Annotated in this window: 18 protein-coding genes; 2 read left to right on the top strand and 16 right to left on the bottom strand. The window is 41.8% G+C overall.

Annotated features, from left to right (window positions below; genetic code table 11):
- Window positions 1–87: 87 nt before the first annotated feature.
- Together B3143_RS10200 and bfr are read left to right on the top strand one after the other, a co-directional pair.
- The gene (locus tag B3143_RS10200) at window positions 88–282 is read left to right on the top strand and encodes a bacterioferritin-associated ferredoxin (protein ID WP_004787097.1); all 195 of its coding nucleotides are present in this window, start codon (window positions 88–90) and stop codon (window positions 280–282) included.
- Window positions 283–508: 226 nt separating this feature from the next.
- Window positions 509–973, top strand: a complete 465-nt coding sequence (gene bfr, locus B3143_RS10195; protein ID WP_286740356.1) for a heteropolymeric bacterioferritin subunit Bfr — start codon at window positions 509–511, stop codon at window positions 971–973.
- 54 nt (window positions 974–1027) lie between these two features.
- Here the strand turns inward: bfr and B3143_RS10190 are convergent, their stop codons facing one another.
- The 16 genes from B3143_RS10190 to B3143_RS10115 all read right to left on the bottom strand — a co-directional run bounded on the left by B3143_RS10190 (window position 1028) and on the right by B3143_RS10115 (window position 21439).
- Window positions 1028–2665: a PglL family O-oligosaccharyltransferase gene (locus B3143_RS10190; protein WP_286740355.1), complete on the bottom strand. Its 1638-nt coding sequence runs from the start codon at window positions 2663–2665 to the stop codon at window positions 1028–1030.
- A gap of 92 nt (window positions 2666–2757) precedes the next feature.
- Entirely contained in the window at window positions 2758–4224 is a 1467-nt protein-coding gene (locus tag B3143_RS10185) for an O-antigen ligase family protein (protein ID WP_286740353.1), read from the bottom strand.
- Between the two features lie 48 nt (window positions 4225–4272).
- Complete coding sequence (locus tag B3143_RS10180; RefSeq protein ID WP_286740352.1) at window positions 4273–4743, bottom strand: pilin; 471 nt, start codon at window positions 4741–4743, stop codon at window positions 4273–4275.
- A gap of 199 nt (window positions 4744–4942) precedes the next feature.
- Entirely contained in the window at window positions 4943–5503 is a 561-nt protein-coding gene (locus B3143_RS10175; protein WP_286740351.1) for a TPM domain-containing protein, read from the bottom strand.
- A complete protein-coding gene (locus tag B3143_RS10170) occupies window positions 5497–6540 on the bottom strand; it encodes a TPM domain-containing protein (protein WP_376745098.1) in 1044 nt (347 codons plus the stop codon). Before B3143_RS10170 ends, B3143_RS10175 begins: the two co-directional genes overlap by 7 nt.
- A gap of 36 nt (window positions 6541–6576) precedes the next feature.
- A complete protein-coding gene (locus tag B3143_RS10165) occupies window positions 6577–7170 on the bottom strand; it encodes a LemA family protein (RefSeq protein ID WP_376745097.1) in 594 nt (197 codons plus the stop codon).
- 185 nt (window positions 7171–7355) lie between these two features.
- Entirely contained in the window at window positions 7356–8777 is a 1422-nt protein-coding gene (locus B3143_RS10160; protein WP_286740350.1) for an FAD-dependent oxidoreductase, read from the bottom strand.
- A 72-nt stretch (window positions 8778–8849) separates the two neighbouring features.
- Window positions 8850–13325, bottom strand: coding sequence for a glutamate synthase large subunit (gene gltB / locus B3143_RS10155; RefSeq protein WP_286740392.1), 4476 nt, complete (start codon window positions 13323–13325; stop codon window positions 8850–8852).
- A gap of 486 nt (window positions 13326–13811) precedes the next feature.
- Complete coding sequence (locus B3143_RS10150) at window positions 13812–14627, bottom strand: hypothetical protein (RefSeq protein WP_286740348.1); 816 nt, start codon at window positions 14625–14627, stop codon at window positions 13812–13814.
- A 12-nt stretch (window positions 14628–14639) separates the two neighbouring features.
- Complete coding sequence (gene aroB / locus B3143_RS10145) at window positions 14640–15719, bottom strand: 3-dehydroquinate synthase (RefSeq protein ID WP_286740346.1); 1080 nt, start codon at window positions 15717–15719, stop codon at window positions 14640–14642.
- 28 nt (window positions 15720–15747) lie between these two features.
- Entirely contained in the window at window positions 15748–16284 is a 537-nt protein-coding gene (aroK, locus tag B3143_RS10140) for a shikimate kinase AroK (protein ID WP_005233593.1), read from the bottom strand.
- A 36-nt stretch (window positions 16285–16320) separates the two neighbouring features.
- A complete protein-coding gene (gene pilQ, locus B3143_RS10135) occupies window positions 16321–18486 on the bottom strand; it encodes a type IV pilus secretin PilQ family protein (RefSeq protein ID WP_286740344.1) in 2166 nt (721 codons plus the stop codon).
- Between the two features lie 16 nt (window positions 18487–18502).
- Entirely contained in the window at window positions 18503–19030 is a 528-nt protein-coding gene (locus B3143_RS10130) for a pilus assembly protein PilP (protein WP_034169727.1), read from the bottom strand.
- Window positions 19030–19746 carry a type 4a pilus biogenesis protein PilO gene (locus B3143_RS10125; protein WP_180013423.1) on the bottom strand — a complete coding sequence of 239 codons (717 nt, stop codon included), beginning with the start codon at window positions 19744–19746 and terminating at the stop codon, window positions 19030–19032. The genes B3143_RS10130 and B3143_RS10125 overlap by 1 nt, the downstream gene beginning before the upstream one ends.
- A complete protein-coding gene (locus tag B3143_RS10120; protein WP_005233586.1) occupies window positions 19743–20381 on the bottom strand; it encodes a PilN domain-containing protein in 639 nt (212 codons plus the stop codon). Before B3143_RS10120 ends, B3143_RS10125 begins: the two co-directional genes overlap by 4 nt.
- The gene (locus B3143_RS10115; RefSeq protein WP_004787132.1) at window positions 20381–21439 is read right to left on the bottom strand and encodes a pilus assembly protein PilM; all 1059 of its coding nucleotides are present in this window, start codon (window positions 21437–21439) and stop codon (window positions 20381–20383) included. The genes B3143_RS10120 and B3143_RS10115 overlap by 1 nt, the downstream gene beginning before the upstream one ends.
- Window positions 21440–21481: the final 42 nt, after the last annotated feature.

Genomic DNA, 21481 nt, shown 5'->3' with positions numbered 1-21481 from the left:
AAAGCATTTTCAAATGATTTTTATTGACAAACGATAACAATTATCAATAATATCTCTTATCTTATTTATTCACTGTGGTTGTATCCTATGTACGTTTGTCTATGCCGTGGCATTACAGATCAAGACATTAAAGATGCTATTGCAAATGGCGCCGAAAGTTACCGCGATGTACGCGAAATGCTTGACCTAGGCACGTGTTGTGGCCGTTGTGCTCCAGAAGCGCGTATGATCATCAGTGATGAAATTTCCCAGATTGCTGCCCGGCTAGCGGTTGCTGCCTAAAGCGGATAACGATAATTATAAAATCAATGGTCTCGTATCATTACTCCTCCCCCGCCTCTGACTCTGGCGGGTTTTTATTGCTTTATATTTCACCCGAAGCTTTTTGATTGCGATTTTCATTTGCAGTTCAATAAATTACTCGCCATTGCTCGCTCGATTGATTTAAGATAAGTTATTCAAAAACCCATAGCGATAAATGGGTCAACAGGCTATATGGAGTGATACGATGAAAGGCAATCGTGATGTAATTAATCAGCTGAACCAGGTGTTGTATCACCACCTTACTGCAATTAACCAATATTTTCTGCATTCCCGCATGTTTAATGACTGGGGCATTGAAAAACTGGGTTCGGCAGAATATAAAGAATCCATCCGCCAGATGAAGCATGCTGACAAGATTATTGAGCGGATTCTATTTCTGGAAGGTCTGCCAAACCTACAACACCTAGGCAAACTCTATATCGGTCAGCATACGCAAGAAGTGCTGCAATGTGATGTGCGCAAAGTCAAAGAGAATATTGAAACCATCCAGCAGGCAGTGGCTTTAGCAGAAACTCAAATGGATTATGTGACTCGAGACCTAGTACGTGAAATTCTGGAAAAAGAAGAGGAATATCTAGACTGGACTACGACTCAGCTAGATCTCATCGAAAGTATTGGTATCGAAAACTATATTCAAAGTCAGCTTTGATTTCTGAAAGATATAAAAAAGCCATCATGATGATGGCTTTTTATTAGATTCAAATTATTTCGGCATATCTTTGAGGACATCTTCATAACTCAGTTCAGTCTTTTGGATCGTATTCAAACGCCAGAGCTGATGATGAGCCTCCTCAACATAACCATTATAAGCAAGCAGCCGAATATATTTTAATAAGTTGTATTTAGTTGGATAACTCACCACTAATTTTTCATATTCATGGATTTCGTTTTGACTCATCTTGGTATAGGGATTTACACGAATCCAGTCAATACGATGATTAAATTCAGTCAGCAAGAAGATCGGCTTTTGATTGGTAATTTTTCCAGGCTTTAATTCATAACGGATGCTCTGCCCCAATTTTGGCACCGCTGTATCATAATCACGGTAAATCACTGCAATTAAAATAACACCGGTAATAAAGATTACTTTCATCAACCATGATGGCATGACAAGCTGTTTAGTTACATCAGCTCGCTGTGACAATACTGTACCAATAATAAAACCAACTGGTAGCAGGAAATAGGCATAATGCTGTGGGAACTCAAACATGGCATGGGTGACAAAGGCACCGATCATTAATATGCCAATGACTGACTCCGGTGTCTTGACCCAGCGCTGCATTTGATAGCCCAGATAGCCGAAATAAGCCAGGAAAGGCACACCAATCACTGCCCCGTTCCAGATCAGGAAATCAATAATAAAGTTATGTGCACTCCGGATCCAGACTGGACCCTGTACCGTATCGGTAATTGAGACAAATGCGACACTGGTCTGATACCAGCCATAGCCCCACCACGGCTGTGCCTGAATGGCAGCCAACATCTGTTCCCAAATGGCGAGCCGTGACATATCTCCTGTGGCACGGGAGACAACATCACGACTTTGCACCACCTGTGCATCCATAGTCTGTACAGCCAACTGACTCAATAATGGAAAAGCGACAATACAGGAAATAAAAAAGATGAACCACGCTATGCTGTAATACCATTTCAGGCGAATAATACCTTTATATTGATAGAACACCAGATACAATATAATTGCGGTCGCGGCAACCCATGCAGTACGTGACTGGCTTAAAGCCACTCCCATCACAATCACAGCAGCGCAGGCAAACAGCCACTTGGTCTGGATTTTTTTCTTTTCATACAGATAAAGACAACTCATTAATGCCATGACTAAAAAAGTTGCCATATTATTTGGTTGGGCGAAGTTAGCATAAGGCCGCTGAGTACCACTGATATTGACCATGCCCGGCAAAGTTGTATCCAGATTCATCCACTGGCATAGTGCAATTAAACCTGTAATTGTTCCTGAAGCTAAAAACACATAGCTAAGGTTGATAAAGGCTTCTTCCCGATTATAAGCTCCTGTTGAAAGGTTATAACCCAACATACTTGCGAGCCAAAAGCTAAAGACAAAAATAAAGCCCATCATGGCGGTACTAAAGAAAAATACTTGCCCCATAAGAAATTGAATCAGCGGGACACAGGCAAGTATCAATAATGGCAAACTAACTACAGGAATTCTTAATTTTTCTTTTAAGCAAATTGCAGCTAATGCAAATAGTGCAAAAAAGGCATACAGCTCACCTGTATAGGTCACCCAAGGACGATAGTGCACGGGCATAAGCCATGCGAGGGAGATGAGGATAGCTGCGATGAGGGCAAGCATGAATTTCATGGAAATATCAAGCAGTGGAAGTTTGGCACATGATAAACAAAAACTAGATTAAAGGGTAATCTGCTTTTTATTTATCATGATATGCTTCAGTACTAAAAGCTCACTTCTCTGCTTCGATTTAAATTTTCATCATAAAAACCATTTTGTATATAATATTGAATATGAATGGGATAAGCATAACGATATATTACTCTTCTCATTTCATGCTCAGTTAATGTGTTACAATATAATTTGGAATAATCATACATTAAATCCATTAAAATGGGAGCTTCCAAACTTTCAAAAATCTCACACTTTTGAGATTGTGAAAAAAATGCTTCACGCGAATATTTTTTAAATTCAAGATAAAAAATAGATATTAAAATATTGTAAATTAAAAATAAAATTAGAAGAGTAAACCTGCTGATTTTATAAATCTTAAAATTTTTAGATAAGGATAATGCAGGTATAACAAATATTAAAAAATATAAATATCTGAATGGATATTCAAGCAAAGAGTGTATGATAAATGGTGTTAAAAATAGCAGTATCTCATAACCATAAGTCTTATCTTTAATTACCTTTATAAAAAATATGATTAAATAAAAACTAAGAATTATGCCGCCAATAACCCCAAACCATAAAAATAAGTCTAAAAATAGATTATGAGAAGATACGTAAGGTGTTTTAAAATTGAGATTTCCAAATAATCTGGATGTTCTAACTCCATTTATACCATAACCGACCCATGGGTTGGCTAAAATTGAACTAATACTATCGCTCCATAATGCTAATCTTGAATCATTTATTGTTTCATTGAGGTTTTTTACAGAATTTCTAGAATTTTTTGAAAAAAGGTAATTAGATAAAAAATATATTAGAATTAAAGTTCCAAAAAAGGTCATACTAAATTTAATACTTTGTTTAGTCCTAAAAATAAATCCTAAAAAAGCTAAAGATAATAATGCAAGAACGCCTGTTCTTGAGCCTGTTAGAAAAACAAAGAGTATTAAATAGATGGAGATAATATATAGTAATTGTATTTTAATTATTTTTTTATTATATAGTAATATGCTTGACACTATTCCCATCATAAAAAGTGTGGATAAATGATTTGGTTGTCCAATATTTCCATAAAAACGTTTAGTGCCTGTATGTTCGAGTATAAAAATACTATTAATATTAAAATATTGAAATAAGATAATTATGGAATTGATTAAACATAAAAATATAATTGTTTTTAATATTAGAATAATATGTTCTTTATTTTTTTGGGTTTGACTAATTATTAACACCAGCAGAATAAATATTGAATAAATGCTTACCAAAATAAAGTCTTCTAGAAAATAATAATCTAATAATAAATATTGTATAAAAGAAAATAACAACAAAATGATAGGAAAAATAAAAAGTTCATTGATTTTAAATTCTTTATTTCTTATTAAAGGCAAGGATAGAAAGCAAGGTATTAATAATATAAAAAATTCATTTTCAGCAACAAGCCAAGGAGCATAATGATATGGATATAGCCAACCTAGAACTAATAAAGCTAAACTAATGATGCTTATATATTTATACATATATATAAAACAAGGGCTAAAATAGCCCTTGCCTATGTTTAGCTCTTATTAAGCTACTGAACAACCTTTAGGAGCTATACCTGTATTAATTTCAGTACCAGTTGCGTTAGCAATTTTACAAGCCCAACCACCAACATTACCACCATTATTTGATGCATCTGGTGCCACATCCGCACTACGCTCTAATGTCAATGTAGCACCAGTGATTGTAGCAGAACCTTGTAATACACAATTAATTGATCCAGTTGTACCAGTCGCAGGTGCTGTAACAGTAACACGAGAACAGTTATTAGTACTAGTTTTTAGACCTATAGCTGCAGCAGATAAACCTGATGAATTTCCTTCAGAAAGTGCAAGTTCAAACTGAGTTTTAGCTGGACTAATTTCAGCTAAGGCAGCCGTAATTTGTGAACGAGCTGTATATTTTTGATATTGCGGAATCGCAATCGCAGCCAAAATACCGATAATTGCGACAACAATCATTAATTCAATAAGAGTAAAACCTTTTTGAGCGTTCATAACATTCTCCACAAATGTTTTTTGTTTATTTATAAGCTTAAAGAAAAGCTAATTTATACTTAGCAGCAAACGTGCCAAGTTTTATTATAATAATTTTGGCAGAAAAAACAGCACTTTAAAAAAATATTTTTCTTTTTGTAATTATTATGTTTTATTTTGGTCAACTAACTGACAAAAATTGTCAATTAATTGACCAGAATCACCCCAGAATGATTGGTTTATTCCCTAATTCATTCTTTAAATCATCTATTCTACGATCATAGTATTGATCTAAAACTTTTCCAATCTGTTTCACACCTTCAATTACACCGTCTTTAAATTTCTGCTGGACTAGATGCTGAATAATGTTTTGGCAGATTTTATCCCAGACTTGTTGGGTCGTCGCATTTTTAATTCCACGGTCAATCACGATTTCAACCTTATGTTCACAAAGATTCAAATACAGGAGTACTCCACTATTATATTCTGTATCCCACACACCGAGCTCAGCAAACAACTGCCGGGCACGACACAGCGTATCCTGATAATAGGCAGAGCGAGAAGGTAAACAGCCTTCAATCACCACCTGTATTTCTCCGACGTGCCCATGCTCAGCTTCTTCTACAGCTAATGCAATCGCGTTCTGGTCTTGCTTAGAGAAAAACCGCTTGGTTGCAGGCATATAAAAGAAGTGCTTAACCCAGCGCTTAAAACTTGGTTGAGCATGTTCTTCCAGCTTAGGCTGCGTGACAATATCTGTTGTATCTGTAGTTGTTACCATGAGCCTGATGCTCCTCCCCCACCAAAACCTCCGCCGCCTCCACCGAAGCCGCCACCTCCAAAACCACCACGCCCACTACCGCCACCACGACCTCCACCTGCCATAAAGGCATGCAGGATCAACTGAGCAAGTGAGGTCACGAGCAAGAAGAAAACTCCAGCACCAATTAATAGGCTAGCGACCAATCCCATGCCATTAACTAATCCAGCTGCAGTACCTGCTACTGCAGCAGTCGCTGCACTCAGCTTCCTGCCAAAGATCATAGAACCAATGACACCAGCGACGATAATAAAAACAACCGAACCAAAAGTCGCTTGAGAGGCCTGTTGCGCTTTGTAAGCCTGCTCCTGACGTTCCTTAAGCTCAGCTGCTGCTTGAGCTGCAATTTCTGGATCCAGATTTAGAATACGCTCAATTTCTGCCAGCCCAGCATCTATCCCTTGCGCATACTGACCCTGCTTAAACAAAGGTGTAATTTTGTTATTAATAATCCGTCCAGCCACAATATCCGGCAGAACGCCTTCTAACCCATATCCAGTTAAAATCTGGATACGATGGTCATTTACCGCAATGGTCATTAACAAACCATTATCATGTTCTTTTGAGCCCAATTGCCAGCGATCCGCCACACGCATGGAATAGTCAAAAATATCTTCCTGACCCGTGGTAGGTATAATTACTACGCCGATCTGAGCCTTACCTGCCTGATAGAGATTAATGATTCTTTGACTAAGTTGCTGTTTTTCTGCTGCCGTTAATAAATTTGCCTGATCAATCACCGGTTCATTCATGCTAGGCAAGTTGCGCTGAACCTGACCTTCTGCCATATCATTGGCAATTTGGGGCTGCGGCGCTGTATCTGCAGATTCTACATTTTGATCCGTAGTATTCGTTTTAGGCTGCAAAATTTCACGTGCAACAATGATTTCTTCTGTATCGGTTGCCGTTGCTGTTTCACTCCAAGCAGGGTTCATCAGGCTCATAATAAGACTAAGGAATATACCTGTACAAAGCTTTACAGCGCTCATATGCATCATTGCAGCCACCTTATTAGTGATTACCCAAGATCAAACTTAATTAAATGAAACCTTAGGTGCCTGTTGCGCACTCTGCTCTGCACTAAAGTTTGGCTTGGTATCCATCCCAATGACTTTGGCCGTCATTACCTGCGGGAACTGACGTGCATAAGAGTTAAAATCTTGTACAGTGGTAATATAGCGGTTACGTGCTACCGCAATACGGTTTTCAGTACCCTCAAGTTGTACCTGCAGGTCACGGAACTGCTCATTGGCTTTCAGATCAGGATAATTTTCAGTTACTGCCAGTAGACGTGACAAGGCACTGGTCATTTGTGCTTGAGCTTCCTGATAACGCTGGAACAGTTCAGGATCTTCCAGCACTTCACGATCAACTTTCAAACCTGCAACATTGGCACGTGCCTGAGTCACTTCAGTCAATACCTGCTCTTCATGCGCCGCATAGCCTTTGACGACATTGACCAGATTCGGCACCAAGTCTGCACGACGTTGATACTGGTTCTGTACTTCAGACCATGCCGCAGTTACTGCCTCATCCTTAACTTGTAAGGTGTTATAGCCACAACCTGTAAGTGTCAGGGTACTGGCTAACATCAGAGCAATGAAAGATTTTTTTAATTCAGGGATCATCTTTTATCCTCAATTCTTTATTGATATTTATTTAATAAATTTGATTTTAAACATAATTTTCAACCGTATTGTTAAATTTTATAATTTTTTCTTTCCTCTGCTTAGCGTTCTAGCTGCTCTCCATTTTCTTGAGAAAAAGAAAAACCCGCTGAATGCGGGTCTTTCTAAAAATGATAAGGAGCGAATTAAACGTCAAGATAATCCAGAATACCTTCTGCTGCCTGACGACCTTCCCAAATCGCAGTCACGACCAGGTCAGAACCACGGACCATGTCGCCACCGGCAAAGATTTTTGGATTTGAAGTCTGGAATTTGTATTGCTGTTGTTCAGCTGCAAGTACGCGACCAGAACCATCCAGGTTGATTTCTACGTCAGTGAACCAGTCTGCAGGGCTGGTACGGAAACCAAATGCCAGCAATACCGCATCTGCAGGCAGAATTTCTTCTGAACCTGGAATTGGTTCTGGACTACGGCGGCCACGGCTGTCTGGTTCACCCAGTTGAGTCGTTACTACTTTTACGCCAATTACTTTGCCATTTTCACCCACGATTTCGATAGGTTGACGGTTGAACTGGAATTCCACACCTTCTTCACGCGCATTTTTTACTTCACGACGTGAACCCGGCATGTTCGCTTCATCACGACGATAAGCACAAACCACTGACTCAGCACCTTGACGGATTGAAGTACGGTTACAGTCCATCGCGGTATCACCACCACCGAGAACAATGACTTTTTTGCCTTCAACACTGATGTATTCGGATGGGTCTTTTTCCCAGCCCTGGCAACGGTTCACGTTAGCAATCAGGAAATCCAGTGCATCATACACACCATCCAGATCTTCACCAGCAAAGCCACCTTTCATATAAGTGTATGTTCCCATACCCATAAAGACAGCATCGTAGTCAGCGAGTAACTGGTCGATGGTGACATCGGTACCAATTTCAGTATTCAGACGGAATTCAACACCCATGCCTGTGAAAATTTCACGACGGCGTTTCATCACGTCTTTTTCCATCTTGAATTCTGGGATACCGAAAGTCAGCAGACCACCAATTTCAGGACGTTTATCAAATACCACTGGTTTAACACCATTACGTACCAGAATATCAGCACAACCTAGACCTGCAGGACCTGCCCCAATGATAGCCACTTTTTTATCAGTCCATTTCACATGAGACATGTCTGGACGCCAGCCTAAAGCGAAAGCGGTATCATTAATATATTTTTCGGCATTACCAATGGTGACTGCACCAAAACCATCATTTAGGGTACAAGCACCTTCACACAGGCGGTCTTGAGGACAAACACGACCACAGACTTCTGGCAAAGTATTGGTCTGGTGACAAAGTTCTGCCGCCTGGAAAATACGGCCTTCTGCAAGTAACTTCAACCAGTTTGGGATATAGTTATGAACCGGACATTTCCATTCACAGTACGGGTTACCACAACCTAGACAACGATGTGACTGATTTGCAGCCACTTCAGTTGTGAAAGGTTTATAAATTTCCACAAATTCTGCTTTGCGGACGTCAATCTCTTTTTTCTCTGGATCTTGGCGTGCGACATCCAGGAATTGAAAGTCATTATTTAGGCGCTCTGCCATCTCTCTCTCCGTGGGTAGACCCAAGGCTTTATTCGCATTACCTTAGGTCTGCCTATATCTGCAGTAGTGGAATTATTGTGGATCAGCTTGAGTTGTTTTCAACAAGGTCAATAAGTTAGCTGCTTTCGGTTTTACCAGCCAGAACTTACGACTATAGAAATCAAACTCATGGCGGATCTTGTACGCCCAAGCACTACCTGTTTCTGCAATATGTTCATCTAAAATGCGAAGCAAGAAGGTCTGATGTTCTTCCATCGCTTCAGTTGAGATACGGTTCAGTTCAATCAACTCATGGTTGTAATGATCTACGAAATCATTGTCCAGGTCCAATACATAAGCGAAACCGCCGGTCATACCTGCACCGAAGTTATGGCCTACTTTACCCAGGACGGTCACGATACCGCCAGTCATGTATTCACAGCAGTGATCGCCTGCACCCTCAATCACGGCAAAGGCACCTGAGTTACGAACTGCAAAACGCTCACCTGCAGTACCCGCAGCAAACAATTTACCACCAGTCGCACCATACAGACAGGTGTTACCAATGATGGCAGTATTTTGGGTCTGGAACGGAGAACCTTTTGGCGGGAAGATCGAGATACGACCACCTGCCATACCTTTACCCACGTAGTCGTTTGCATCGCCTTCAAGACTAATGTGCAGACCACCGGCATTCCAGACACCGAGTGACTGACCCGCTGTACCAGTCAGATTTACTTTAACTGGATGTGCTTCCATACTCAGGTTGCCATAACGTTTGGCAATTTCACCTGACAGACGCGCACCAATCGAACGGTCACAGTTACCTACTGTGAAGCTGTATTCACCACCTGTACCTGCTTCGATTGCTGGAAGAATTTCTTCTACCATCTTCTCAGCCAGAATACCTTTATCGAATGGTTCATTACCCTGTACTTCACAGTACTGTGCTTTGCCTTCTGCTGCTGGATGTGACTCTAGCAGCTTGCTCAGGTCAAGGTGAGCATGTTTGTCAGTTTCACCTGGCAGGATTTCCAGCAAATCTGTACGACCAATCAGGTCTTTCAGGCTAGATACGCCAAGTGCCGCCAACCATTCACGAGTTTCTTCAGCAATGAAAGTGAAGAAGTTGATCAGCATTTGTGGTTCGCCGATGTAGTGCTCTTGACGCAAATGATCCTGCTGAGTCGCAACACCGGTCGCACAGTTATTCAAATGACAGATACGCAGGTATTTACAACCTAAGGCAATCATTGGTGTTGAACCAAAACCAAAGCTTTCTGCACCCAAGATCGCTGCTTTTACGACGTCCAGACCAGTTTTTAAACCACCATCAGTTTGAACGCGCACTTTGCCACGTAAGTCGTTTACACGAAGTGCTTGATGCGCTTCACTTAAACCTAATTCCCATGGAGAACCTGCATGGTGAATCGAAGACAATGGAGATGCTGCTGTACCACCGTCATAACCAGAAATAGTAATGAAATCGGCATACGCTTTCGCAACACCTGCTGCAATCGTACCTACACCCGGCTCAGATACCAGTTTCACCGATACCATTGCTTGCGGATTGACCTGTTTCAAGTCAAAGATCAACTGTGATAAATCTTCGATTGAATAGATATCGTGATGTGGCGGTGGCGAAATGAGGGTAACGCCCGGTACAGAATAACGTAAACGGGCAATCAAGCCATTCACTTTACCACCAGGTAACTGACCACCTTCACCCGGTTTCGCACCTTGAGCCACTTTAATCTGAAGTACTTCTGCTGATGTTAAGTACGCTGGAGTTACACCAAAACGGCCTGATGCAATCTGTTTGATTTTTGAGTTACGGATGGTGCCATAACGCGCTGGATCTTCACCGCCCTCACCAGAGTTAGAACGACCACCGATGGTGTTCATAGCAATCGCAATCGCCTCATGTGCTTCAGGAGATAAGGCACCCAAAGACATACCCGCAGAGTCAAAGCGAGGCAGAATATCTTCTACAGACTCAACCTGATCCACTGGAATTGAGTTGTCAGTTTTCAGCTTGAACAAGTCACGGATGGTTGCAATCGGACGATTGTTTACCAGCTCTGCATATTCTTTAAAGTCTGCATAATTACCTGAACGTACTGCTTTATGCAGTGAGTTAATCACATCCGGGTTAAACGCATGGTATTCCTTACCGAAGACAAATTTCAGCATACCACCCTGATCGATTGGCTTACGGTTTTTCCAGGCCAAATCTGCCAGTTGCTTCTGGTCATTCTCAAGGTCAGTAAAAGTTGCCCCCTGAATACGGCTCGGAACACCTACGAAGCATTTGTTCACAACTTCATTGGATAAACCGACTGCTTCAAACAGCTGACCGCCACGGTAAGAAGCCACAGTTGAAATACCCATCTTAGACAGGACTTTCAGCAGGCCTTTTTCAATCCCCTTACGGAAATTGTTTTGCGCATATACCGGATCACCCAGCAATTCACCTTTAGCCACCAGATCATTGATCACGTCATATGCCAGGTACGGATAAATTGCTGTCGCACCAAAGCCAAGCAGAACGGCAAATTGATGTGGATCACGTGCGAAACCGGTTTCAACAATCAGGTTCGCATCAGTACGTAGGCCAGTATTGATCAGATGATGGTGTACTGCACCAGTGACCATCACAGCATTGGCTGGCAAGTAACCTTCACGGATTTTCTTGTCTGAAAGTACCAATAAAGTTTTGCCGTCACGAATCGCTTGCGCTGATTCTTCGCAAATACGAGCAATCGCAGCTTCTAAGCCTTCAGTTTCAGCATAGTTCAGATCAATATCTGCAATCTCATAACCTGTACGGCCTAGCGTACGGATCTGATGCATTTTTGAATTAGACAGAACCGGACTTGAAATAATCAGACGGTCTGCATGTTCTGGACCCTGTTCGAAAACGTTTTGTTCACGACCTAAACAGGTTTCTAGTGACATTACAATCGATTCACGTAATGGATCGATTGGCGGATTCGTTACCTGAGCGAACTGCTGACGGAAATAGTCTGATACATGACGCACCTGACGTGACAGAACCGCCATCGGTGTATCGTCACCCATAGAACCTACAGCTTCCTGACCGCTTTCAGCGATTGGACGCAGCAACTGGTCTCGTTCTTCGAAAGTTACCATGAACATTTTCTGTGCCGCTTTCAGGTTGTCACCTTTCAAACCTCGCTCACATAAATATTCTTCAAGTTCAGGGCTACCTTGTAGACGTACAGCATTTTCACGTAACCATTCACGGTACGGACGCATACGTTTCAAGTGATTATTCACATCCTGAGTGTCTAGCACTTTACCAGTATAAGTATCGATCACCAGCATTTGGCCAGGACCTACACGTCCTTTAGAAATGACATCTTCAGGTTCATAACCCCATACACCGATTTCTGAAGCCAGTGTGATGTAGCCATTTTTAGTGATGACCCAACGTGCCGGACGCAAGCCGTTACGATCCAGCATACAGATCGCATGACGACCGTCTTGGATAACTAAACCAGCAGGGCCATCCCATGCTTCCATATGTTTAGAGTTGAACTCATAGAATGCACGTAAATCAGCATCGAGCGTTTCAACGTTCTGCCAAGCAGGTGGAACCAGCATACGTAGTGCACGGAACAGATCCATACCACCACCCACTAGAATTTCCAGCATGTTATCCAGACTAGATGAATCTGAACCAGTACGGTTTACGATTGGATTCAGCTCAGTCAGACCTGGCAGTAACGGGTTTTCAAATTTAGGCGTACGCGCCATTGCCCAGTTACGGTTAGCCGTAATAGTGTTGATCTCACCATTATGTGCCAGGTAACGGAATGGCTGAGCCAGTGGCCAGCGTGGCAATGTATTGGTAGAGAAACGTTGATGGAAAACTACGATATGTGATGCCAGACGCTCATCAGCCAGGTCAGTATAGAAGTCAGCAATCGCTGCTGGCATCATCAGACCTTTATAGCTGATTACAGTTGAGCATAAGGTCGTCACATAGAAGTATGAATCACTGGCTAACTGCTGTTCAGCACGACGACGCGCAAGGAACAATTTACGGTTGAATTCAACTTCAGTTACACCGATTGGGCAGTTAACAATCACCTGTTCAAAAGCTGGTAGAGACTGCATTGCAATCTCACCAAGCGCATCATTATTCGTCGGTACAACACGCCATGCGATAACACGACAGCCTTCTTCTTCAATTTCTTTTGTCAGGACTTGTTTTGCATGTGCGGCTAATGCTGGATCCAGATTCAGGAATACTGTACCCACAGCAAAAATCTCACTTAAGGTAATGTCGCTTAAGCGTTTGGCCTCTTCACGGAAGAATTCTTTAGGCATTGCCAGCAATAGACCACAACCATCACCGGTTTTGCCATCAGCAGCAATACCGCCACGGTGGGTCATACAACTTAAACTATGAATTGCGGTCTTGACCAGATCATGACTAGCATCACCCTGCATATGGGCGATTAAACCGAAACCACAGTTATCTTTAAACTCATCCGGTTGGTATAAACCTTGAGCGGGAGCTACATTATTAGGCGATGGCATGTGCATAGCGTACCCTTCTTTTCACTAAGCCCAATAGGCTATTAAACAATCTAAATTCTGCTGTGCGTGACTGTCTGATTTGCTCCGCAAGCTAAGCAGCTTTATAGAGCAAAATATCATTGAGTATCTTTTCAACATAATCCTTTTTCAAACGGAATGCATGAAAAATAACATTCATTTTGCTGATGGATAAGATAAAAATAAGCAACAAAGATGACAATTACGCCTATTCATCGAATCATTTTCGCGCCAAAACAGGGAGATTAATTCAATTCATGCACCAATAAAGCAAATTTCATGCCAATTTAAGGAGCAAAAATCAAAACAACACAAATGACAAAGATTTAGCCTACAAAAGGAAAATTATGATTATTTATGGTGCGTATTTTTTGCACCAAAAGCGCACATTTATAATAAAGATAAAGTGTCTGTGCGCTATTTTAGACCGGCCTAGTTAAATGGATCACTAATCTCGTTTTCTTGAGGTCAAGCATTGCCATTTGATGAGCGCGGAATTCCTTCGACATGACTTTGAGATTTCTGTACATCCACTACATTACCTTTCTGATCACGTCGAACAATCGTGGTACTTGTGGTGCTTTCTTTAGGAGTGACCACAGGCGCTGAAGGTTGAGCTTTCGGTCTTATCTGTACAGATTCATCAACTTTCGGTAAAGGTACATTTTTCAACTGAATTTCATAAAGTTTTTGATTACTTGCCAGTTCTTCCGAACCCATACTTTTGACCAAACTGGCATATTGTTGCATGGCCACAACTTTAGGCTGGACGGATTTAGGCAGATTGAGGTTGAGCGCTAATAAAGCCTGTTGAGCTTCTGCTGCGGTTTTATACAAACCATATAACAATACATATTGTTCAGGCTGGTTCTCACCTGAAAGCCTTAAATAAACAAAAGGCTTACGATCCTGCTGCTTTTTCAGGAAGGTTTTTAGAATGGCTTCATTACCTACATGAAATAGCTCAATCGCATGCTGTTTCTTTACTTCACCAATATATTTGGTTCCGCGGAATTCAGGCTCATGACTAACATTGACAACAATTCGAGTATTGAGATCAAGAGGCTTAACTTCATCAGAAAGTGCACCAAGATGGGTCATTGAGGCCACTTTTTCCGGTTGAATCTGTAATTCAACTTCGGTTTCCGGCTTCTTCTCTACTTCTACAACTTCATCTGTATCGGTAATAGCCCAAAAAACCAAGGCAGCAAATAGACAGCATACGCCACAGACCAGCCAGAAATAATGCTGAATCTTTTGCCAAGGGGTACGTAATGCTGTCATAAAAATTTAAACCTATGCCTGATGAGCTAAAATCGCCTGTTGCATCAACTCGACATCAAAGTCTCGAGTAATGACCGCTTTTCCAAGTTGCTGCAATAATACAAGACGAAGCTGCCCATTTAAAACTTTCTTGTCGTGAGCCATGTAAGCCAAGAAATCGTCAAGTGGGATTTTAGGACAAACAATAGGTAATTGCGCACGAGAAATGATTTTTTTTGTACGCTCAAGGTCTTCTAATGAAATCCAACCCATGCGATTGGATAAATCTGCTGCCATCACCATCCCCGTGGCTACCGCTTCTCCATGTAACCATTCACCATAGCCCAGATAGGACTCGATCGCATGACCAAAAGTATGACCGAGATTAAGTAAAGCACGCTCACCCTGCTCTTTTTCATCATTCGCTACAATACGGGCTTTATGCGCACAAGAACGATAAACCGCTTCGGCCAGCAATTGCTCATCACGAGCAATAAGACCTTTCATATTGGCTTCTAACCAGACCAGAAATTCTTCATCACCGAGCAAGGCATATTTAATCACTTCAGCCAAACCGGCAGATAGCTCACGATCTGGTAAAGTTAACAGCTGTGACATATCTGCCAGCACCACTTGTGGCTGCTGGAAAGCACCAATCATATTTTTACCCAGTGGATGATTAATCCCGGTTTTACCCCCCACACTGGAATCCACTTGAGAGAGTAAAGTCGTTGGCACCTGAATAAAATAGACACCACGCTGGAAACAGGCAGAGGCAAAGCCGGCCATATCTCCAATAACACCACCACCGAGTGCCAGAACCGTACAGTCGCGGTTAAAGCCTGCCTCAAGCAATGCATCAAAAATTAGGTTTAGATGTTCAATATTTTTGTATTTCTCACCATCCGGCAAAATACAGGTCGCCACAGTTTTACCCAAATTTTTCAATGCAGCCTTATAGCGATCCAGATAGAGTGGTGCCACCGTCTCATTACTGACAACCATCACCTGTTTGCCATGAATATAAGGCTCAAGCAATTCCTGAGGATTCAAGTTACTACCAATAAAAATAGGGTAACGACGTTCACCGAGTTCGACATGTAAGGTTTTCATGAGGGGATAACCACTTTTTCAACTGAACTTATTTTTTTGGAAGGATGAGATTCAGAATACGCTGCGCCAGATCTCGTGCAGCTCCCTGATTGGTCTCAATAATGTAATGTGCGACTTCCCGGTATAACGGATCCCGCACTGCAAGCAAATCTCTGAGTTTCTGTTCAGGATTTTCGACTTGTAACAAGGGACGGTTTTTGTCGCGATAGGTTCGCTGAAGCTGAATTTCAACTGGAGTGTAAAGATAAACAACGATGCCTCGCTGCTTTAAATAATCCCGATTAGGAGCCTGAGTAATTGCACCACCACCAGTTGCAAGTACCAACTGTGGACGTGAGGTTAACTCATCAATTACAACAGTTTCACGATGACGAAAACCCTTTTCACCCTCTTTTTCGAAGATCCAGGGAATCGTAGCCCCTGTTTTCCGCTCAATTTCATGATCGCTGTCCAGAAATTCTCGTCCTAACAGTTCTGCTAAATGTCGTCCTACTGTTGTTTTACCGGCCCCCATCGGCCCTACCAAATAGATATTTGGCAGGGTTTCAAACTCTTTGCTTGGCAAGGAGTCACCTATTCATTTTGTTAAATTCAAAATATATTAATGATTTCTTGAAACACTGTCATTAACAATTCGAGGTGTAACAAAAATCAGTAACTCACGCTTGTTATCTGATTTAACATCTTTACGGAACAAACGACCTAAATAAGGTAGATCACCCAAGAAAGGAACTTTAGTTTGCGCATTTCGAGTTTCTTGCTCAAAAATACCACCTAACACCACTGTTTCACCATTATCAACCAGTACATTAGTATTGATCTGATTTTTATTAATGGTTAACTGTCCAGTTGGTGTCGGATTTCCTGGTGAGTCACTGGTAATATTCAACTCCATCTGTACTTTACCATCTGGAGTAATACTTGGTGTTACATCTAAACTTAAAGTTGCATCAATAAACTCTGTAGTCGACACTGCATTAGCACCACCGCCTTCTGAAGACTGATAAGGAATTTGGGAACCAGATGCCACAGTCGCTTTTTGCTTGTCAGCAGTGAGCACTTTTGGCGTAGAAATCACTTCACCATAACCGTCTGCCTGTAGCGCAGAAAGTTCAAGATCCAGCATAAAATCCGAAAGGCTAATTAAGCCAAAAGCAATACGGCTAGCCCCTTGACTGGTTACCCCTAAATCTACATTCAGGTTATCTGGGCGCTGAATATCATAGGTAAATCCGCCTAGATCACTTTCCTGAGGGTCTCTCAAATCCCATAGGGTAGTGTCACTCCCCCCCACAAGAAGGTGATTATTATTGGTAATCCCTTGAGACAGGATTCCCCATTTCACACCCATTTCTTTGGTAAAATCAGTCGTTGCACGAACGATACGCGCCTCAACCATCACCTGTTTCACTTGCACATCAAGCAGATCGACCATATTACGGATTTTATCAATGAAAGGCTGGGTATCATTCACAATAATCGTATTGGTACGAGCATCAATAGAGATAGAGCCACGTGAACTTAATAAACTTTCTCTATCATCATTGTTACTCGTGCCATTCGAACTCCCTGATCCTGATGCGCTCTTATTTTGAGTAATCAGTTTTTCAATATCTGCTGCTTTTGCATAACTAAGCTGCATATATTCAGTTTGAATCGGCGCAAGTGCAACACTTTGCTTTAAGGCCTTAGCTTCTTCCTCTTCAGCCTTAATTAATTCTGCCACTGGTGCAATCCAGATCACATTACCATTACGACGCTTATCCAGATTTTTGGTTTTTAATACAATATCTAAAGCCTGATCCCAAGGAACTTCCTTGAGGCGTAAGGTAATATTACCCTGTACGCTATCTGCAGCAACCATATTGATATCGGTAAAATCGGCTAATAACTGTAGAACTCGACGGACTTCAATATCCTGAAAATCTAGAGAAATCTTCTTACCTGTATAAGCGACTGATTTAGGACGTAAAGGCCCTTTAACTTCTGGACGCTTCAAACTGATAGTCAGCTTATTATCTGTCTGGAAAGCCATATATTCATAGCTTTCCGCAGACTGAATGGTAATCACGCCTGATCCATTCTGGTTGACTGCATCTACGGTTGAAACGGGCGTGGCAAAATCATTCACATTCAAACGTCGGGTTAAATGTGCCGGAATCTTGGAGCCCAGAGTCCGCACAATCACTTTGGTTCCCTGCTGCTGTACATCGACTGGTGTGTTCTGACCTGCCAGATCAATTACCACCAGTCCTTCACCTTGCGCACCCCGCTGGAAACCAATATTGGTAATCCCTTGAGCGACCTGCTGTTGTACAGGCTGAGCAATAGCAACTGGAGTAGCAGAATTAATTTTTAAAATAAAGGTATTGCCTTCCACACGTGTCGTAAATGCACCTGCATTAGCGAGATTCACCGTCAGTCGAGAACGCTGTGCATCTGAGCTAATATCGACTGAACTAGCTTCAGCAGTCGCGACTGGAATACTAGACTGTTTTAGATTTTGTTGTGCCTCATTAAAATCCAGAATCAGGCGTGATGGAGATTCCAGCTGATAGGCTTGAGGCTGAGGTGGCAGACCATTAAACATCACTCGGATTTCAGTTCCCTGTCCAGGAATCTGCATTGGTACCACATTGGTCATTGAAACCTGCGCACTCGCTGCTTGCATCACAGCAATCGCGACAGCCCCCATAGAAAACTGACGAAACACATGATTCATTGTATTAGCATCCCCAAAAATAAATTCTTTAATACTCTTATTCATTTTTATTCCTTAAAACTTATGGCGCTGGCCCAATCAAAACCAGACTTCGTGGACGTTCCACATATCCCTCACGGCCATCTGGAATAATCTCAATCAAGTCAATCTGTGTCGGCGTAATTCTCGTTACACGACCGTGATTAAGTCCCATATAGCTGCCACGTTGTATCCGTTCAATTTCCCCATCAGGCGTTTGAATCAAAGCCAGAATCTGCCCCGCCTGATTCCGCATACTGCCTTTCATGCTTAAAGTTTCTAGTGGATAACTCTCTAAAGGCTGTAATTGGCGTGACAAGTTTGGATAAACCCGCTTACCTGCCATAATTTTCAATTCGGCTGCTAAAGAGCTTGGCAAGAAAGGGCTTTTCAGCTGATGAGCTGCGTAATTAAACATTTCTGTCGGAATAAAATCCGGCGCCGGTTCAATCGGTAATGGTGGTTGATTACGAATATTGGCCATTTCCTGATTGACTGCATCAATTCTTGATTCACAGCCCACCAATAAAAATCCGAGCGTTAAAGCTGAAGTAATTTTAATAATATTCATTACTGAGCTCCCTGCGTATCAGTTGTGGCTGGAGTAGATGAAGCATCTGCATTACCAACATAACGGTAGGTTTTCGCTTTTACCACATAATCAATGACAGGAATTTCAGATTTCTTTTCTTTATTTTCAGTCCCTGTAATGGTGAAGTCATGCAGTGTAACGATGCGCGAAAGTCCTGCAATACTGCTCACAAAAGAACCAAAGGCATGATAATCCCCAGTGGCTTCAATCGCGATCGGCTGCTCAATAAAGAATTCCTGCTTGATTTCAGGTTCAAGACGAATATTCTTGAATTTCAGTCCAGAGTTCACCCCACTCAGGTTAATATCTTCAACCAGGCCAGGAATTTCAGTTTCTTTCGGTAGTTGTTCTAATTGCTGATTAAAACGTGCTTCCATTTCTTGCAACTGAATCTGGTACTGCTGTAAATTACGCAGCTTGGATTCCTTTTCCCGGAATTCATTTAACAGGTTTTGTTCTTGAGCACTGGCTTGTGAAATCGCTTCTATTTTGCCGCGAATAAACCCGAAATACCCCAGCATAAAAACCAGAATAACAATAAATATCCAGCAGGTAATTTTGACTGATAATGGCCAGCTACCATAATTATTTGGATCTAGTGTATTGAATTGTTGAAAGAACTTTTCAACTGTCATTTTTTTTCTAGGAACAGCCACTACGTCTTGGCTTAATTCATCGAATCCGTCATTACTCATGATGATGCCTCCGCTGTAGTTGTGGCTGGTGTTTGTCCTTCTTTAAGTGTTGGCTCAGCGATTTGATCCAGATCAACCGTGACCGTAAAGCTGCCATAAGATTCTTCCACTCGAGGAATCACTGATGATGGCGCTTTATCTTTTGGTTCTTCAGCAACCAGGAAAGCATTCATAAATGCATTACGATACCAGGTAGAAGCCTCCAGATTACGTAGTAATTCAGCCACTGTATTCGGACTTTCCGCCTTACCTTCAATGGTGAATTTATCGCCGGTACGCTGGAATTTGGTAATGTACATATTGCTTGGTGTGACCCGTACAATTTCATCAATCAGGTGAACTGCGATCGGCCGTTGAGTCTGTAAACCCTGAATCAGCTTCATACGTTCAACAATTGCATTACGCTGGTCTTGTAAGCCATCCAATGCTTTCAGCTGTACATCCAGATTCTGGTTAGTACTGACCACCAGCTGGTTTGCCTGTTCCTGATCCTGAAGTTTTTGATCGTAATAGAACCAGGTTGAACCTGCTGCTGCCAATCCTAGAAAAAGTGCCCCTGCGCAAATCGCTACAAATTCATTATTTCTTTTAATTCTTAGCTCATCGCGCCAAGGGAGTAAGTTAATCTTTGCCATTAATCAAAACTCCTCAATGCCAAACCACATGCAACCATGAGTGAGGACGCGTCATTTTCAATTTTTTTAATATCAATTTGAGGAGAAAAGCCCATTTGCAGGAATGGATTGGCAATGGTGACCCGGTAGCCGAGTTTTTGCTGTAATAGTTTTGCCAGACCTGGAATATTGGCATTCCCCCCTGCCAATAAAATATGGTCAATCTCGTTAAACTGAGATGAAGAGAAGAAGAACTGTAATGAACGCGCTGCCTGCTGCACGACTGCATCTAGAAAAGGTTCCAACACTTCGATATCATAATCATCGGGTAAGGCACGGGTTTTTTTAGCACGTCCTGCTTCCTCAAAAGACAATCCATAACGGTTCTGGATTTCCTGAGTCAGCTGTTTGCCACCAAAAACCTGCTCACGGGTATAAATGATCTTGTTATTCTGCATGACGGATAAGGTCGTCATACTATGACCAATATCCAGGATCCCGACAGTATTTACCCCCATCGGTAAGGTATCCGAAAACACCTTGAATGCATTTTCTAATGCAAAACTTTCGACATCTGCAATTTTTGGATTGAGATTGGCAATTTGCAGTACTTCAGAACGCGCTTCAACATTTTCGATTCGGGTTGCTACCAACAGGACATTGACCCGGTTCGGATTGGTTAAACGGTCTGGCAGAACTTCAAAGTCCAGGCTGGCTTCATCAAGTGGGAAAGGAATATATTGCTCAGCATCTTCACGAATCTGAACTTCACGTTCATCATCCGACATATCGGCATCCATTTCGATGATCTTGGTGATGACCATAGAAGTTGGAATCGCAAAGGCTGACTGACTGGACTGGGTATTGGCCAAATTAATCGCACGCCCCAACGCATCACCCACCGCTTCTGGATTTAAAATGTTTTTTTCAACGACACTACTTTCTGGTAGTGGCACCAAAGCATAACTTTCTACCCAGTACCGACCGTTCTTTACAGAGAGCTCTAAAACTTTAACAGAAGTCGAACTAATATCGACTCCTATTAACCCCTTATTTGGCTTACGATATAACCTGCGCACAATACAATTCCTATTATTTTTTTATCCCCAATAAAAACAAAC

It is taken from the genome of Acinetobacter sp. UBA1496 (assembly GCF_002324975.1).
GTDB classification, from domain to species: Bacteria; Pseudomonadota; Gammaproteobacteria; order Pseudomonadales; family Moraxellaceae; genus Acinetobacter; species Acinetobacter variabilis.
This window is presented reverse-complemented; position numbering and strand designations above follow the sequence as displayed.

What these genes read in the sequence shown, in the direction of transcription:
- B3143_RS10160 (WP_286740350.1), bottom strand. Translation starts at nt 8,777, where the DNA reads ATGGCAGAGCGCCTAAATAATGACTTTCAATTCCTGGATGTCGCACGC.
- B3143_RS10185 (WP_286740353.1), bottom strand. Translation starts at nt 4,224, where the DNA reads ATGTATAAATATATAAGCATCATTAGTTTAGCTTTATTAGTTCTAGGT.
- B3143_RS10170 (WP_376745098.1), bottom strand. Translation starts at nt 6,540, where the DNA reads ATGATGCATATGAGCGCTGTAAAGCTTTGTACAGGTATATTCCTTAGT.
- B3143_RS10120 (WP_005233586.1), bottom strand. Translation starts at nt 20,381, where the DNA reads ATGGCAAAGATTAACTTACTCCCTTGGCGCGATGAGCTAAGAATTAAA.
- B3143_RS10150 (WP_286740348.1), bottom strand. Translation starts at nt 14,627, where the DNA reads ATGACAGCATTACGTACCCCTTGGCAAAAGATTCAGCATTATTTCTGG.
- pilQ (WP_286740344.1), bottom strand. Translation starts at nt 18,486, where the DNA reads ATGAATAAGAGTATTAAAGAATTTATTTTTGGGGATGCTAATACAATG.
- B3143_RS10180 (WP_286740352.1), bottom strand. Translation starts at nt 4,743, where the DNA reads ATGAACGCTCAAAAAGGTTTTACTCTTATTGAATTAATGATTGTTGTC.
- B3143_RS10165 (WP_376745097.1), bottom strand. Translation starts at nt 7,170, where the DNA reads ATGATCCCTGAATTAAAAAAATCTTTCATTGCTCTGATGTTAGCCAGT.
- B3143_RS10200 (WP_004787097.1), top strand. Translation starts at nt 88, where the DNA reads ATGTACGTTTGTCTATGCCGTGGCATTACAGATCAAGACATTAAAGAT.
- B3143_RS10130 (WP_034169727.1), bottom strand. Translation starts at nt 19,030, where the DNA reads ATGAATATTATTAAAATTACTTCAGCTTTAACGCTCGGATTTTTATTG.
- B3143_RS10190 (WP_286740355.1), bottom strand. Translation starts at nt 2,665, where the DNA reads ATGAAATTCATGCTTGCCCTCATCGCAGCTATCCTCATCTCCCTCGCA.
- B3143_RS10125 (WP_180013423.1), bottom strand. Translation starts at nt 19,746, where the DNA reads ATGAGTAATGACGGATTCGATGAATTAAGCCAAGACGTAGTGGCTGTT.
- gltB (WP_286740392.1), bottom strand. Translation starts at nt 13,325, where the DNA reads ATGCCATCGCCTAATAATGTAGCTCCCGCTCAAGGTTTATACCAACCG.
- aroB (WP_286740346.1), bottom strand. Translation starts at nt 15,719, where the DNA reads ATGAAAACCTTACATGTCGAACTCGGTGAACGTCGTTACCCTATTTTT.
- B3143_RS10175 (WP_286740351.1), bottom strand. Translation starts at nt 5,503, where the DNA reads ATGGTAACAACTACAGATACAACAGATATTGTCACGCAGCCTAAGCTG.
- bfr (WP_286740356.1), top strand. Translation starts at nt 509, where the DNA reads ATGAAAGGCAATCGTGATGTAATTAATCAGCTGAACCAGGTGTTGTAT.